The 13,948-nt window shown below is 41.7% G+C and carries 14 protein-coding genes; 9 read left to right on the top strand and 5 right to left on the bottom strand.

Translation table 11 applies throughout. The features are described from left to right. Positions 1-85 precede the first annotated feature (85 nt). Entirely contained in the window at positions 86-400 is a 315-nt protein-coding gene (locus SporoP32a_RS08775) for an MGMT family protein (protein WP_085427550.1), read from the top strand. Positions 401-620: 220 nt separating this feature from the next. On the opposite strand, the gene SporoP32a_RS08780 is transcribed toward SporoP32a_RS08775, so the two are convergent. Genes SporoP32a_RS08780 through SporoP32a_RS08790 form a run of 3 tightly spaced genes read right to left on the bottom strand, consistent with a single transcriptional unit; the run spans position 621 to position 2,882 of the window. Then, positions 621-1,358, bottom strand: coding sequence for an amino acid ABC transporter ATP-binding protein (locus SporoP32a_RS08780; RefSeq protein ID WP_085427551.1), 738 nt, complete (start codon positions 1,356-1,358; stop codon positions 621-623). Then, positions 1,355-2,071, bottom strand: coding sequence for an amino acid ABC transporter permease (locus SporoP32a_RS08785; RefSeq protein WP_085427552.1), 717 nt, complete (start codon positions 2,069-2,071; stop codon positions 1,355-1,357). Before SporoP32a_RS08785 ends, SporoP32a_RS08780 begins: the two co-directional genes overlap by 4 nt. After that, entirely contained in the window at positions 2,061-2,882 is an 822-nt protein-coding gene (locus SporoP32a_RS08790; RefSeq protein ID WP_085427553.1) for an amino acid ABC transporter substrate-binding protein, read from the bottom strand. Before SporoP32a_RS08790 ends, SporoP32a_RS08785 begins: the two co-directional genes overlap by 11 nt. 233 nt (positions 2,883-3,115) lie before the next feature. Between SporoP32a_RS08790 and SporoP32a_RS08795 the strand changes: the two genes are divergently transcribed. Further along, positions 3,116-4,627 carry an APC family permease gene (locus SporoP32a_RS08795; protein ID WP_085427554.1) on the top strand — a complete coding sequence of 504 codons (1,512 nt, stop codon included), beginning with the start codon at positions 3,116-3,118 and terminating at the stop codon, positions 4,625-4,627. Between the two features lie 147 nt (positions 4,628-4,774). On the opposite strand, the gene SporoP32a_RS08800 is transcribed toward SporoP32a_RS08795, so the two are convergent. Next, a complete protein-coding gene (locus SporoP32a_RS08800; RefSeq protein WP_085427555.1) occupies positions 4,775-6,271 on the bottom strand; it encodes a DASS family sodium-coupled anion symporter in 1,497 nt (498 codons plus the stop codon). Positions 6,272-6,706: 435 nt separating this feature from the next. On the opposite strand from SporoP32a_RS08800, the gene nhaC reads away from it, so the two are divergent. Continuing rightward, a complete protein-coding gene (gene nhaC / locus SporoP32a_RS08805; RefSeq protein ID WP_085427556.1) occupies positions 6,707-8,086 on the top strand; it encodes a Na+/H+ antiporter NhaC in 1,380 nt (459 codons plus the stop codon). 3 nt (positions 8,087-8,089) lie between these two features. Here nhaC and SporoP32a_RS08810 read toward each other — a convergent pair whose 3' ends face one another. Then, on the bottom strand, positions 8,090-9,040 hold the full coding sequence (locus SporoP32a_RS08810; protein ID WP_085427557.1) for a hypothetical protein: 951 nt from the start codon (positions 9,038-9,040) through the stop codon (positions 8,090-8,092). 117 nt (positions 9,041-9,157) lie between these two features. Here SporoP32a_RS08810 and SporoP32a_RS08815 point away from each other — a divergent pair, with 117 nt between their 5' ends. The 6 genes from SporoP32a_RS08815 to SporoP32a_RS08840 all read left to right on the top strand — a co-directional run bounded on the left by SporoP32a_RS08815 (position 9,158) and on the right by SporoP32a_RS08840 (position 13,893). Beyond that, entirely contained in the window at positions 9,158-9,772 is a 615-nt protein-coding gene (locus SporoP32a_RS08815) for a DUF421 domain-containing protein (RefSeq protein ID WP_085427558.1), read from the top strand. 409 nt (positions 9,773-10,181) lie between these two features. Next, positions 10,182-10,778 (top strand): N-acetyltransferase, encoded by a 597-nt coding sequence (locus SporoP32a_RS08820; protein ID WP_085427559.1) that lies wholly within the window; start codon positions 10,182-10,184, stop codon positions 10,776-10,778. 149 nt (positions 10,779-10,927) lie between these two features. Continuing rightward, positions 10,928-12,028, top strand: coding sequence for a helix-turn-helix domain-containing protein (locus tag SporoP32a_RS08825; RefSeq protein ID WP_085427560.1), 1,101 nt, complete (start codon positions 10,928-10,930; stop codon positions 12,026-12,028). Further along, positions 12,025-12,252: a PLDc N-terminal domain-containing protein gene (locus SporoP32a_RS08830; RefSeq protein WP_099624879.1), complete on the top strand. Its 228-nt coding sequence runs from the start codon at positions 12,025-12,027 to the stop codon at positions 12,250-12,252. Before SporoP32a_RS08825 ends, SporoP32a_RS08830 begins: the two co-directional genes overlap by 4 nt. Continuing rightward, the gene (locus SporoP32a_RS08835) at positions 12,236-13,132 is read left to right on the top strand and encodes an ABC transporter ATP-binding protein (RefSeq protein WP_085427561.1); all 897 of its coding nucleotides are present in this window, start codon (positions 12,236-12,238) and stop codon (positions 13,130-13,132) included. The genes SporoP32a_RS08830 and SporoP32a_RS08835 overlap by 17 nt, the downstream gene beginning before the upstream one ends. Further along, positions 13,129-13,893, top strand: a complete 765-nt coding sequence (locus SporoP32a_RS08840) for an ABC transporter permease (protein ID WP_085427562.1) — start codon at positions 13,129-13,131, stop codon at positions 13,891-13,893. Before SporoP32a_RS08835 ends, SporoP32a_RS08840 begins: the two co-directional genes overlap by 4 nt. Positions 13,894-13,948: the final 55 nt, after the last annotated feature.

Genomic DNA, 13,948 nt, shown 5'->3' on the forward strand with positions numbered 1-13,948 from the left:
AATGCCATTCGATGTCATCCGAATGATGATATGACCTTCACTAAGTTCTATGCTAAACTTTAGTAAAAAGGAGGTTTTCATAGCTATGGAAGCTTTTACTGAACAGGCCGTAGCGATTATTAAAGCGATTCCGCCAGGCCATGTCATGACGTATGGTCAAGTAGCCTCGGAAGCCGGTAATCCCCGTGGCGCAAGACAAATCTCACGTATTTTACATTCTATGAGCGCTAAATATGACCTTCCGTGGCACCGCATCATCAATGCCCAAGGAGGAATCTCCACTCCAGATCATGCAGAGGATAAAGGAAACACACAGCGAGAGCGATTAATTTCGGAAGGTGTTCAATTCAACGAAAACGGACGGATCTCGCTTGATACGTATCGCTGGCACCCTGAATAAAAGCTTTATGAGCGCTCGTAGCTGTTCTATGATCGGTTTCGCGATGTGATAGAGCGACTACGGGCTTTGATAGAGCGGTCACCACGCGTAATAGAGCGCTCGCGGGGAATCTATGATCACTTACGCGATTTCTATGAGCATGCACTCAAATTACACCGTCACTTATTCAGCGCGCAAAAAAACGCTTGACTCCCCTTTAGGAGCCAAGCGTTTTCTCTAGTTATACTTGTAATAAACTCAAAAACTTCTTCGTTCGTTGATGTTGTGGATTCGTGAAGATTTCAGCAGGCGCACCACGTTCTACAATGATACCGTCATCAATGAAGATCACTTCATCAGCAACCTCTTTAGCGAATCTCATTTCATGTGTGACCACAGCCATCGTCATGCCTTCATGGGCCAAATCCTTCATGACACGAAGTACTTCTCCAACGAGCTCGGGGTCAAGGGCAGAAGTTGGTTCGTCGAACAACATAACTTTCGGGTCCATCGCAAGTGCTCGGGCAATGGCCACACGCTGTTGCTGACCGCCAGAGAGTTGGAAAGGATACTTCTCTTTATGATCAGCCAGTCCCACTTTATCTAGCAGCGATTCTGCCTTTAGAATGGCTTCTTTGTGTGACAACCTTTTGACTGTAGTAAGTCCTTCCGTCACATTGCCTGTTGCCGTCAGATGCGGGAATAGATTATAACTTTGAAATACCATTCCCGTTAGCTGACGAAATGCACTGATCGACTTTTTAGAAACAGAGGAATTGAAGTCCAATTTTTGACCGTCTATCGAAAGTATTCCGCCGTTCGGTGTTTCAAGTACATTTAAACAACGTAGCAACGTGGACTTACCGGATCCAGATGGTCCAATAATAACGACCACTTTACCCTGTTCTATCTCCAAGTCCACGTTTTTAATAACTTCTAAATCTCCAAATGACTTTTTCAGTCCTTGTATCGAAATCATGATAACCCTCCTGACTTACCGACAACGCGATCCAAACGTTTTTCAATTCTCCCTTGGAATATAGACAGAATGAAACAAATCACCCAGTAGACAAGAGCGGCCATAATATAAACGAATAGGAATTCATAATTCATGGAGGCAATTTCCTGGGCTCTTCTGAATGTCTCGGCTACTAAAATCGTCGCAGCAAGTGAAGTATCTTTTACTAATCCGATAAAAGAGTTAGAAAGTGGTGGAACCGATACACGAGCTGCTTGAGGTAAGACAATCTTACGCAACGCTTGAGAATAATTCATTCCAATTGAATAGGCCGCTTCCCATTGCCCTTTTGGGATAGATAAAATAGCCGCACGAATAATTTCCGATGCATACGCACCGACGTTCAATGAAAATCCTATGACAGCTGATGGGAATGGATCAATTGTGATACCAATCGTCGGCAAACCGTAAAAGATAATGAATAATTGTACAAGCAAAGGTGTTCCACGGATAATCGATACATACACCCGCGCTATTGCTTCTAAGAGTTTGTTAGAAGAGATCCTCGCCAATGCAGTAAAGATGGCGATAATCAGTCCAATACTAAATGCGATGATTGCCAAAGGAATTGTATACTTAATAGCCCCTTCAATCAAAGGCCCGATGGACGTTGATGCGATTTCTTGGAATCTCTGTATCCGTTCGGGACTTAGTGCAATCGTATTAAGATACATCTTCGCCGAACCATTTTTCGGAGATCGTCTTCAATGTACCGTCTTCACGCATCGCATCCAACGCTTTGTTTATTTCTTCTATTAGATCTTCGTTTCCTTGTCTAAATACAAAAGCACTTTCCGATTGATTGTCTTCGGAAATTTCTTCTTCCTCAACAATTTTAATTGGAGCATCCGGTTTTTGTTTTAAATAATCGAGTGCAGATAGTTTATCGTTATATGTGCCGTCCACACGTTTGGAAATTACCAAGTCGACACCTTGATTAAACCCATCGATTTTGATAATTTCTGCGCCATTTGCTTTCGCTAATTGCCCATAGTTACTAGTCAGTGTCTGAGCAGCTTTCTTACCTTCCATACCATCAAACGCAATATCCTCGTCTGCACGAACAACCAAAACAGAGTTTGAATGTGTATAAGCTTGGGAAAACTCGTACTTTTCCTTGCGCTCTTCATTGATGCCGACTTGGTTGGCAATCATGTCAAATCGCTTAGCATCTAGGCCTGCGAAAACAGCATCCCATTGTGTTTCAAAAAACTTTACTTCCACGCCTAATCGTTTTGCAATTTCTTGTGTGACTTCTACATCATATCCTGTTAACTTCCCCGATTCATCGTGAAAAGAAAAAGGTGCATAAGTTCCTTCTGTTCCTACATTGAGTACACCGTTTGCGAGAACTTCTTCTAGCAGACCGTCTTGCCCTGCCGGTTTTTCAGCGGAGTCATTGGGCTTACTTTCTTCTTTACCGCCACAGGCAACTAAAACAGCGGCCAATAAAACGAGCATAAATGGTAAAAGTACTTTTTTCATTTATAAAACCCCACTATTCTTATAAGTATTTGTTGTTTAGAATCATAAAAGATTTGATAGACTCTGTCAACATGTAGAGCTTGCAACACTTACTATTACACTATACAGAATTAACTGATAAAACTAAATAGTTCACCTATAAGATATTGATATAACAATATCCATTGAATACGTTTTGAATCAATAAAGAAAGGGCATACAATCGCTATACTATTAATTAGGGGTTGGATCACATGGATCAAGGATCTGAGAATGCACGAAGGAAATTAAACAAAACATTGAAGCCATCATGGGTGTTTGCCATCGCACTTGGCTCATCAGTCGGTTGGGGAGCATTTATCCTACCAGGAGACTGGATTCGATCTTCAGGGCCACTCGGAGCAATCATCGGTTTAGGAATTGGTGCTCTAGTTATGATGATCATCGCTTCAAGTTATGGTGTAATGATTAAAAAGTTTCCGGTTTCCGGAGGCGGATTTACATATGCTTTTATAGCAGCAGGCAAAGTGTGGGCATTTATCTGTGGCTGGTTCTTGTCACTTGGATATATATCTATCGTCGCCTTGAATGCTTCTGCACTTACTTTATTACTTAAGTTTTTAGCGCCGGGTTTTATGAAACAAGGATTTCTTTATAGCGTTGCGGGATGGGACGTATACATACCTGAAATCATCATTGCCAGTTTGCTCATTCTAGCTTTCGCCTTCATCAACACAACAGGAACAAGTATTTCAGGACAAATTCAATTTTATTTCAGTGTCTTGCTCGTTGCCGGTGTCGTAGTACTCGGTATCTTCACATTCGCTGGGGCCGATCAACCACTTGAGAATTTGCAACCACTGTTTAAAGGTAACCAGTCGATAATTACTTCTATACTTGTAGTATTGGCCATTGCGCCTTGGGCATACGTCGGATTTGATAATGTGCCGCAAGCAGCGGAAGAATTCAATTTCTCACCTCGCAAAGCAACTATGCTAATTATTGCATCTCTGTTCACTTCATTTTTGATTTATGCAATCATGATTGGTTTGACTAGCTGGACATTCCCTGCATCAGCGAATATCGGTAGCGGTGATTTATGGGCAACTGGAGAAGTCGTTCGTTCTGCACTCGGTATTGGAGGATTAGCTGTTATGGCAGTTGCGATTGTCATGGGAATCTTTACAGGTTTGAATGGATTCTTCATGTCATCAAGCCGCCTATTGTTTTCTATGGCGCGTGCACGTGCATTACCTAACTTCTTCCGTGGGATGACTAAAAACCAAACACCGAAATGGGGTATTTGGTTCGTGGCCTTAATCACATTGCCGACTCCATGGTTTGGTCGTCAAGCATTGACATGGATCGTAGATATGTCATCAACAGGTGTATCTGTAGCCTACTTCTTCACTTGTCTTGCGGCGTTTAAAGTGTTGGCGTGGGGCAAAGAAGAAATGGGACGCGAGATCGAACCTTTGAAAAAGTTTTTAGCATTACTAGGTATGGTTGCAAGTGCAGCATTCTTGGCATTGCTACTTGTACCAACTTCACCTGCAGCACTTACAACACCTTCTTACTTACTATTACTCGCCTGGTCAATTGTCGGTGTGATCTTCTATGTGGTCATCCGTAAGCGCTATAACAGTTTGACACAAGAAGAAACCGAGTATTATGTGTTAGGTAAGTCCATCGAGTCTGAAGTAATGGAAGCCGCAACTGTAGAACCCGATACAGACTTGCCTATTCCAGCACCTACTCGTTCATAGAAGTGTATGTAATAAAACAACCGCCACAGAGTTTTGTCCTGTGGCGGTTGTTTTTGTAAGGGAAGGATTGTTTTGGGCGCTATGCTGCGTTTCATCTACGTAAAAAAGCAGAGACATACTCAGTCTCTGCTTTCATTACGCCTAGTCTTATAAAAGTCCAATCCACTGCCAGTAAGTCGCACTGAGTAACAAGATGAGCAAGTACCCAATGATCGTAAGCGGAACGCCTGTCTTCAGGAAATCCTTTACTGAGAAGGCCCCTGTCCCATATGCCAACATGTTCTGTGGCGCACTGACTGGAAGCAAGAATCCGAAACTGATGACGAACTGTTGAATCAAAACGAATCCGACTTGATTGACATCTAGGGAAATCGTTGTTGCTAATGCAATAAATATCGGGATCAGTGCAGAGGACAAGCTCGTCGCACTGGCAAATCCGAGGTGAATCAAAATATTAAACAGTGACAACAAAGCAATCGTTGCGAGTAATGGCATAGTGTCTAAGCCCATCGCGCCGAACACTTTATCAGACAACCACTGTGCACCAGTTGTATCTAGTAATAGTGTACCCAATGAGATCCCTACTGCGAAAACAACAATCGTTCCCCACGGAATCATTTGCTGAACAGTTTTCCAGTCGAATACACCGATCTTCGGTGTCAGTAATATCGCAATGGCAACAATGGTGACAGTCGTTGTATCAAATGGATGCAATTTTTCTTCTGTAGCCCATAAGAAAAGTAAAGCAACTGCAACGACAATTAAGCGTAGTTCGGAAGCTTTGATTTTGCCCAATTCTTTTAATTGGCCCTCAATCAATTCCTTACCACCTTCTACTACTTGTGTTTCCGGCTTAATAACTAATTTCATGATGAAGAATAAAGCGATCGACATCAGAATAGACCATGGAGCTGCATACAAGAACCAAGAACTCCACGCGACGGATACACCGAACTCTTTCTCAATAAATCCGAGTGCCACCATATTTTGTGCAGCACCGGTTTTAATACCGACGTTCCAGATTGAAACGGATTGAACAGCCGTGATGACGAGCAATGCTCCCAATCGACTGTTTGTTGGCAATCCGAATGCTGCGACCATCCCAAGCAAAATCGGCACGACAGCACCAGCACGTGCCGTTGCACTTGGTACGAAGAACGCCAAGACGATTGATACGACGATGGAACCAAAGATAATAGCACCCGTCTTAACGCCAACTTTCGATAGAATGAAAAGTGCTAATCTTTTATGCAAGTTGGTCGTCTGCATGGCGGTTGCGAGGAACAATGCGGCCGCCACTAATGCAACAGCAGGACTCGAGAATCCGGCCAATGCCATTCTCAAGGCGTTTTTCGTCCCAAGTAGCTCCTCGGGGTTTTCCATATTTGGCGCGAGGCCAAGAAGTACTGCAGCTAAGCCGAGTATCATGGCTGCGCTAACAGGATACGGCACGGCTTCCGTCACCCATAAGATTACTGCGAAGGCTAGGATAGCTAGTGCTCTTTGTCCAACAACAGGTAGATCTGCCGGGTTAGGAAGTAAAACGATGGTTATGAGTGCGGCGAATGCCAAGAGTATCCACAATCCCTTTAGATTACGTTTCTGCTTCTCTGGATGAGGAGAAACTTCTTGTGCAGTTGTCACAAATACTCATTCCTTTCTATATATAGTTACTACTTATTATTACCCTAAATATTTCACCACTAACTGCCTTCGCGAAATATGTTGAAAAAAGGCAATAAAATAACATGTGGTATGGTTCAGAACACAGGTTTTATACACTAAAAAGACTGTTATTAGAAGTGGATCACTTCTCACAACAGCTGAATACTTATAATGCTTTCTATTGCTTTACATTTTCCAGCGTGAAGATAATCGGTCTATCCCTCTATTGACTTATCTTTCCGACGTGATAAAATTCAAAACGTTAACTATCTATATAGATAAAGAGCAATCTATTATATAATGAATCCATATCTTCCATGTTTTATTCGCAACAGCAAATAGACAGAGCGAAGTACTCCTTCGTCCTTTAAGGGGATGAAAGGAGTTTTTCTACATTTACAGGAGGTCATGAGTATGTTTCCAATTAAGGCGATTCATTCGCCAACCTTTAAAGCGTCGGTCATCCTGACTGTGCTAATCGTGGCGATGATCAGTGCTAGCATCATAGTATTTGATTCTGTACCACATGTACCTATTTTATTTGCTATTCTTTTATTATTTGGCTACGGATTATGGAAGAAGATTTCCTACAAAGAGTTGGAACGTGGTTTGGTGGAAGGAGCAAGTTCTGGAATGAGCGCAGTGTTCTTGTTCTTCTTCATCGGAGTTCTCGTGAGTAGCTGGATGATGGGTGGTACGATTCCAACCCTGATCTACGCTGGACTCCAAATCATTACGCCAACGTTTTTCTATGCCATCGTGTTCATCGTCACGGCCATTATCGGCTTATCTGTCGGTAGTTCATTGACAACTGTCGCTACGATCGGTGTAGCATTTATCAGTATGGCACATATTTTAGAGCTTTCTTTGCCTATTGCGGCAGGTGCGATTGTCTCGGGCGCATTTTTTGGAGATAAGATGTCACCGTTGTCTGATACAACCAACTTGGCCTCTTCGATTGTCGGTGTAGACTTATTTGAACATATACGCAATATGGGATGGACAACATTTCCCGCGTTCTTCATCTCACTGATCTTATTTGGTGTGTTATCGCCCAATGTAACATCAAGTGATTTTACGACAATCGAGAAATACAGTGATGCATTAATTGGCACTAACTCAATACATTGGTATACGTTGATCCCTGTAGCCGTGCTGATCATTTTGACATTCGTCAAAGTACCAGCAATTTTGACGCTGGCTGTTAGTGCATTGTCTGCTATTATTGTTGCCTACATCCATACCTTTTATGGAGCATCCGAAGTATTAAGTATTCTATTTAGTGGTTATGAAGGATCTACAGGCGTTGCAGTCGTGGATGAATTATTGTCTCGCAGTGACGGAATGGAAGGCATGATGTTCACGATTTCGCTTGTGTTACTGTCACTTAGTATGGGCGGCATGCTGTTCACATTAGGAATTGTCCAGTGCTTACTTGCGAAAATTGAAAGTGCATTACGTAAAGTGTCGTCCGTTATTTTGACGTCTGCACTTACTGCAATCGGTATCAACGTTTTGATCGGTGAGCAGTATTTATCTATCTTATTAACTGGTCAGGCCTTCCAATCCAGTTACGAGAAGGTCGGATTGGCGAATAAAAACTTGAGCCGTGTAATGGAAGACGCGGGAACGGTCATCAATCCCCTTGTGCCATGGAGCGTGGCAGGGATTTTCATCACGACCGTACTCGAAGTACCGACCATTGCGTACTTGCCGTTTGCGTTCTTCTGTTTATTGAGTCCCGTATTGACTGTATTATTCGGCTACTTGGGCAAGACACTGACACGTATTTAACGATTATGACATGATAATATCATCTTGTTGTTGATCAAGCCGCCGTATTTCCTCTTCAGAAGCTACACGCTTTCTTGTTAGTTGGTCCTGTATACGTCGGACATCTTGCAGGACGGTGTGCAGCTTCTTTTTTGCATCCGTAATACGTGTATGAACCATCCAATCAGAGAAGATGTTATCAAAAAACACATCTGTAAATGTAAAGATGTCATTTTGATTCACTTGGAATGAATCGGTCGCCGCATCTTGAACATCCATAAGCTCCGTTTCGTAATGACGCAGTGCACGCTGAGCTTGTTGTACCAGATCATCAGAGCTATTGATTTCAGAGTACTTGAGTGCGGAGACGAATATTCCTCCACCTAAAAAAGTATCCCACATCGATATACCTTCTGCTGAATCTAATTTTTTCATCGCACCATCCAGTGCACGTTTTGCTTTTTCTCCGGCTTCCAGTGCTTCGTCAATTTCACGCACCATCGCGAATACTCGCACCCGATCATCCGCTATTTTCTGTAATGTTTGATTGGCCACTGAATCATTCATACGGATCCACGACTCTTTTTCTCTCAGTAAATCCTCCCAGTCTTCCACAATGTACATGAAGTCAGGATGTTCTAGCTTCTTTCGTAAGTCTTGCTCTTCTTCTGACAAGTCTATGACGTTCTTTTCTGCTTCGTTAAACTTCAATTCTGCTTGAGCAGCTTCTTCAATTTCCTTTTTCATTTTTTCATCCCACGTACCTGTCCATTCACTGATTTTATTGGCAAATGAAAATTTACCCAGCTTCACAACATCTTGTTGCTCTTTTGTCAGTTGGCGGTGAAGTTGATCACGCGTTTTCTTCATAGCAAGTAGTTTTTCACTTGTCTGCTCCAAACGTTTGAGCAGTCGTCTATGATTCATTCTTTTTTCTTGCAAGGTATATTGTCTTTCATGAATATCTTGTCTCATATCCATCACTCCTTTATTGTTATACGGAGATACATTGAATAAGGATTCACAATCTTCACGCATACTCCGTAGAGATTTTCTCATACTAAAGAAAACTCACGAAAAGGCGTGTGCATAATGGATTTCGATTCAATTTGGAAAGCGGTACTCATTATCGTGACGGGAATACTGCTTTTGCATATTTCCGGACGCAAGTCTATATCTCAAATGACGATTGGGCAAACCGTATTGATGATCGCGGTTGGTACATTGCTAATTCAACCTGTAGCAAGCAAAAATTTATGGCAAACTCTTTTGCTTTCATTTATTTTAGTGCTGACACTTTTTTTCTTTGAACTATTGGCGTTGAAGTGGAATTCTTTCGAAGGGCTTTTACGAGGAAGATCAAAAGTCGTGATCGAAAATGGGATTCTTAAAGTATCTACGATGAAAAAACTCCGTTTAACTGTGGATGAATTAGAAATGCATTTACGGCAAAATAGCATCGAAAGAATTGACGATGTAAAATGGGCGACTATAGAAATGAGTGGACAGCTCGGCTATGTTTTAGTCGACCGCAAGCAATACGCAACGAAAGAAGACATTGCAAGACTTCAGCTGACGTTAGAAGAAATGAGTAGCCAACTGAATCTCGATCATCCCATTACCAAAGAGACTAAGCCGATCATTGAGAGTTCCACTCTATTTACAGAAATAGAACACCCCACTTCCGTGCCGAAATCCCTTGAATAAAAGTTTAACGAGCGAGTTAACGGGGGAAGTTACTTATAACAACTCCAAAACCGAGAGGAAGAAAAGCATATGATTAGAGTAATTAAAAAGTTAGTAAAATGGGGAATGGTGTTATATCCTGTAGTAAAAACAGTGATGAATGAAAAGAAAAAGAAAGAGGCTTATTCAGGCGCTAAAGGGCGTAGATAAAGCACAAACTTACCAGATGGGAGATCTAGATCTTCCATCTGGTTTTATTATTATAATAAAAAAGTTAAATTTATTTATAAAAAAAGGTTTATTTTCTCCCATAAAAGAGTATACTAAGGTAAGAGGATTTTTTTCTGACCACTTTTTTCCTCACTATTGTTTGAACCCCAAACAAAAAGCTCCTGGTACACTAGATTACCTACGGAGGAGAATTTAACACATGCATTGGTACAACAAATTAAAAGAGTATTTTCCGATTGAAGAGATGAAGTCACAGGAACATATGGAGACATTACTGAATGACAAGGGCAATGTCTACTATAAAGAGGAAGGTCCGAAGCACGTATTAATGTACGTTGAGACGGAAGACTTCGTTTTCGTTGACTATCTTTTCGTATCTTCAGCCGCACGTGGTGAAGGGTTAGGAAAAAAACTATTGGATTCGTTGAAAACCAAGAACAAACCTATTTTACTGGAAGTTGAACCAGTAGACGAATCAGAACCAGATACTGAGAAACGACTGAAGTTCTATGCACGTGAAGACTTCACGCACGCACGGAATATTGGTTATAACCGTCGTTCATTGGCAACTGGTGAACAAACAATCCTCGAAATTCTATACTGGGCACCCCCGCAGTCTTCAAAAGCGGATGAAAAAGAAGTATTCAGCGCGATGAAAACAACCTACGAAGAAATTCACACCTACAAAGACCAAGATTTCTATGGAGATTCATACGATCCGACTGATAAGGTTCTTCAATATCAAGCAAAACCAAAAAAGAATATTTTAGAAGCTTTCGAATCAATAAGCGTATGACGAGAAGCCGGTCTTTCATAGACCGGCTTTTTTGTGTTCTTCTACATAACTCTACTCAGTTGACTCTTCGCTTCGTAAATCATCTAACAGTTGATTGAATCAACAGTCGCTTTACCGTAAACTGAAATAGAAGAGAAAGGTGTGAATCCATGCTACGAATAGGCGCTGTTATTTTACAGGAACGAAAGCGACTTAAGATTACTCAAGATACACTAGCTGCTCACTGTCTGGTATCGAAAGCCTCCGTTTCTAAATGGGAAAAGGGATTGAGCTATCCGGATATTACATTGCTACCTCAAATTGCTTCTTATTTTGAACTTACGGTTGATGAATTACTTGGCTATGAACGGCAACTTTCTAAAGAAGCCATTCAAACTCACTATTACGAATTCGCTGCCCGCTTTGGTAAAGAACCGTTTTCGCATGTCTATACGGAAGTAGAATCACAAGTCAAAATCTACTATCACGATCCTGCATTCCTGCTGCAAATGAGTATTTTATTGCTCAACCATCATATGCTGAGCGAAGATAGTCATTCAGTGTTGCAAAAAACTGATTGCTGGCTGGAACGGATTGGTCAACTGAGTGAAGATGTCTGGGTATTGCGACAAGCAAATTCTTTGCGTGCAACTGTCGCATTGATGCAGGCGCGTCCTGAAACGACATTGGAATTATTGGACGGCGTCATCAAGCCGAGTATTGGTGATGAAATTCTGCTAGCTACCGCCCATGAACAACTGGGCGACCAAGAGGAAGCGATGCGTGTCATTCAAGTCATGATGTATCAAAACGTAATTCAACTTGTTGGCAGCAGTCCTCTCTATTTACGACTTTCCGCTTCAAATGAACAACTATTTAATGAAACCATCCACCGAATAGAAGGATTAATTGAGCTATATTCGATGCGGACACTCCATCCAAATGTGTGCTTGCAATTTTATTTTAGCGTAGCACAATGTGCAGCCCTTTCATCCAACCGAACGTTACTCTATCTATACTTAAAGAAGTATGTAGATGTATGTGTTCATGACCTATTTCCTTTTTCATTACGCGGTGATGAATACTTCGACTTGCTGGAAAGTTGGTTAAAACAATTGGATTTAGGCACAAACGCACCACGCAATACCGAAATTATCAAGCAATCCATACTAGAGTCGATGGATGCGCCATTCTTTGAGTCATTTAAACAAGACGATGAAATGCAGGAGTTACAACAAAGACTACGCTTTGGATTGGAGGGGTGTTCATGAATACAGATATGGCTTTACTAATAGAATACTTGCCATTTTTAATTCCACTCATTATTTTACAACTAGGTCTGGCTATCTTTTCAGCGATCCACGTCGTTCGTCATCCGCATTACCGCTTCGGAAATCTAGTAATGTGGTTGTTGATCGTTCTATTAGTGCAATTTATCGGACCGTTGATATATTTCGTTTTCGGAAGAGGTGATCACGATGGTCGTACAAATTAATGGAGTAACGAAGAGATTTGGGAACCATGAAGTGTTACGAGATATCCATCTCCATATCCCCGAACATACTATTTTTGGATTTGTCGGTGCCAATGGCTCGGGCAAGACGACACTGATGAAATGTATGCTCGGTTTGTTACCGCTCAATGCTGGGTCTATCACGATTGCAGGTGAACCCGTGACGTTCGGGGAAACCAAGTCCAATCAATATGTTGGCTACTTGCCGGACGTTCCTGAATTTTATCAATTCTATACCGCAACGCAGTATTTAGAGTTATGTGCAGTCATTACAAATATAGCTGAAAAAGAACGCCAAGAAAGAATTGCTGAATTACTTGAATTGGTAGGGTTAGCAGGAACTCATTCTTTAATTAGCACGTATTCAAGAGGAATGAAACAACGACTGGGAATCGCACAAGCATTACTAAACAAACCGAAACTTCTTATTTGCGATGAACCGACTTCCGCCCTGGACCCAGCTGGTCGTGCGCAAATTCTTTCTATTCTACAAAAGGCGAAAGCGGAAACAACGGTTTTCTTCTCCACGCATATCGTTTCTGACGCAGAACAAATCTGTGATCACGTCGCCATGTTACATGAAGGTACTATTATATTCCAAGATGAGTTGGCTCATCTGAAACAACAATCCACAGGACAATTCGTCTTTACTTTTTCCATATGTGCAGACGAAGTGATGGAACGCTTGCAACACACTGCCTTTGACATGAAGGTAGAGAACAACCAATTAATTGTAAGTTTACATGACGATAGTTCACAGATGGCTTTCATGCAAGCACTCATCAACCAAAATATCCTCATCCAATCGATGCATCCTCGAACACGTTTACTTGAGCAACTAGTATTGGAGGTGCTGGAATGAACCAGTGGCTCGGCTTTTTAAAGAAAGAATGGTTCGAAAGTGTAAAGTCGTATAAGCTATTGCTGATTATAGTCATTTTCTCGATTCTTGGTATATTGAACCCTTTCACGGCAAAAATCACTCCCCTTCTGTTTGAACAATTCATGCCTGAAGGTGCATTCGTCAATCTGCCTGAACCTAGCGCACTTGACTCTTGGATGCAATTCTATAAAAACGTTCCACAAATGGGATTGATCGTGTTTATTCTACTATTCAGTACGATGATGTCGAAGGAGCTGGAGAAAGGTACGCTAGTGATTTTGCTGACGAAAGGATTACGCCGCAGCACCGTCATTACGACAAAGTTCTTTATGGCACTTTGTTATTGGACGCTAGCTATCGCGCTGGCATTCACTATCACATACGCTTATACCGCTTATTACTGGGATCAAAGTCAACTGCACCATCTACTATTTGCAGCTAGTTGTCTTTATGTATTCGGCATACTTTTACTAGCGGTTACATTATGGGGCAACACTTTATTCGCGACGCCTTATGGCGGAACACTCGTCACATTACTTGTCGTGATTTTCTTATTTATTGTAGCTATATTTCCGAATTCAGCTAAATGGAATCCCCTTGAACTACTGACGGCTTCGCACAAACTATTAACTGGTGAACTGACACCATTAGACTTATGGATTCCTTATGCTATTACTTTGTTTATCGCAACCCTAGCCGTCTTACTGACTGTGTCGCATTTCAAGAGGAAATTGCTATGAAAGCGTTGACATCGAATTGAAAATCATGTAAATTACAAAAGGACGAACAATCCAA

The organism is Sporosarcina ureae, assembly GCF_002109325.1.
GTDB classification, from domain to species: domain Bacteria; phylum Bacillota; class Bacilli; order Bacillales_A; family Planococcaceae; genus Sporosarcina; species Sporosarcina ureae_C.

Coding starts and splice junctions, on each gene's coding strand:
- SporoP32a_RS08830 (WP_099624879.1), top strand. CDS start 12,025: ATGAATACAGATATGGCTTTACTAATAGAATACTTGCCATTTTTAATT.
- SporoP32a_RS08825 (WP_085427560.1), top strand. CDS start 10,928: ATGCTACGAATAGGCGCTGTTATTTTACAGGAACGAAAGCGACTTAAG.
- SporoP32a_RS08775 (WP_085427550.1), top strand. CDS start 86: ATGGAAGCTTTTACTGAACAGGCCGTAGCGATTATTAAAGCGATTCCG.
- SporoP32a_RS08835 (WP_085427561.1), top strand. CDS start 12,236: ATGGTCGTACAAATTAATGGAGTAACGAAGAGATTTGGGAACCATGAA.
- SporoP32a_RS08795 (WP_085427554.1), top strand. CDS start 3,116: ATGGATCAAGGATCTGAGAATGCACGAAGGAAATTAAACAAAACATTG.
- SporoP32a_RS08790 (WP_085427553.1), bottom strand. CDS start 2,882: ATGAAAAAAGTACTTTTACCATTTATGCTCGTTTTATTGGCCGCTGTT.
- SporoP32a_RS08815 (WP_085427558.1), top strand. CDS start 9,158: ATGGATTTCGATTCAATTTGGAAAGCGGTACTCATTATCGTGACGGGA.
- SporoP32a_RS08780 (WP_085427551.1), bottom strand. CDS start 1,358: ATGATTTCGATACAAGGACTGAAAAAGTCATTTGGAGATTTAGAAGTT.
- nhaC (WP_085427556.1), top strand. CDS start 6,707: ATGTTTCCAATTAAGGCGATTCATTCGCCAACCTTTAAAGCGTCGGTC.
- SporoP32a_RS08840 (WP_085427562.1), top strand. CDS start 13,129: ATGAACCAGTGGCTCGGCTTTTTAAAGAAAGAATGGTTCGAAAGTGTA.
- SporoP32a_RS08820 (WP_085427559.1), top strand. CDS start 10,182: ATGCATTGGTACAACAAATTAAAAGAGTATTTTCCGATTGAAGAGATG.
- SporoP32a_RS08785 (WP_085427552.1), bottom strand. CDS start 2,071: ATGTATCTTAATACGATTGCACTAAGTCCCGAACGGATACAGAGATTC.
- SporoP32a_RS08810 (WP_085427557.1), bottom strand. CDS start 9,040: ATGAGACAAGATATTCATGAAAGACAATATACCTTGCAAGAAAAAAGA.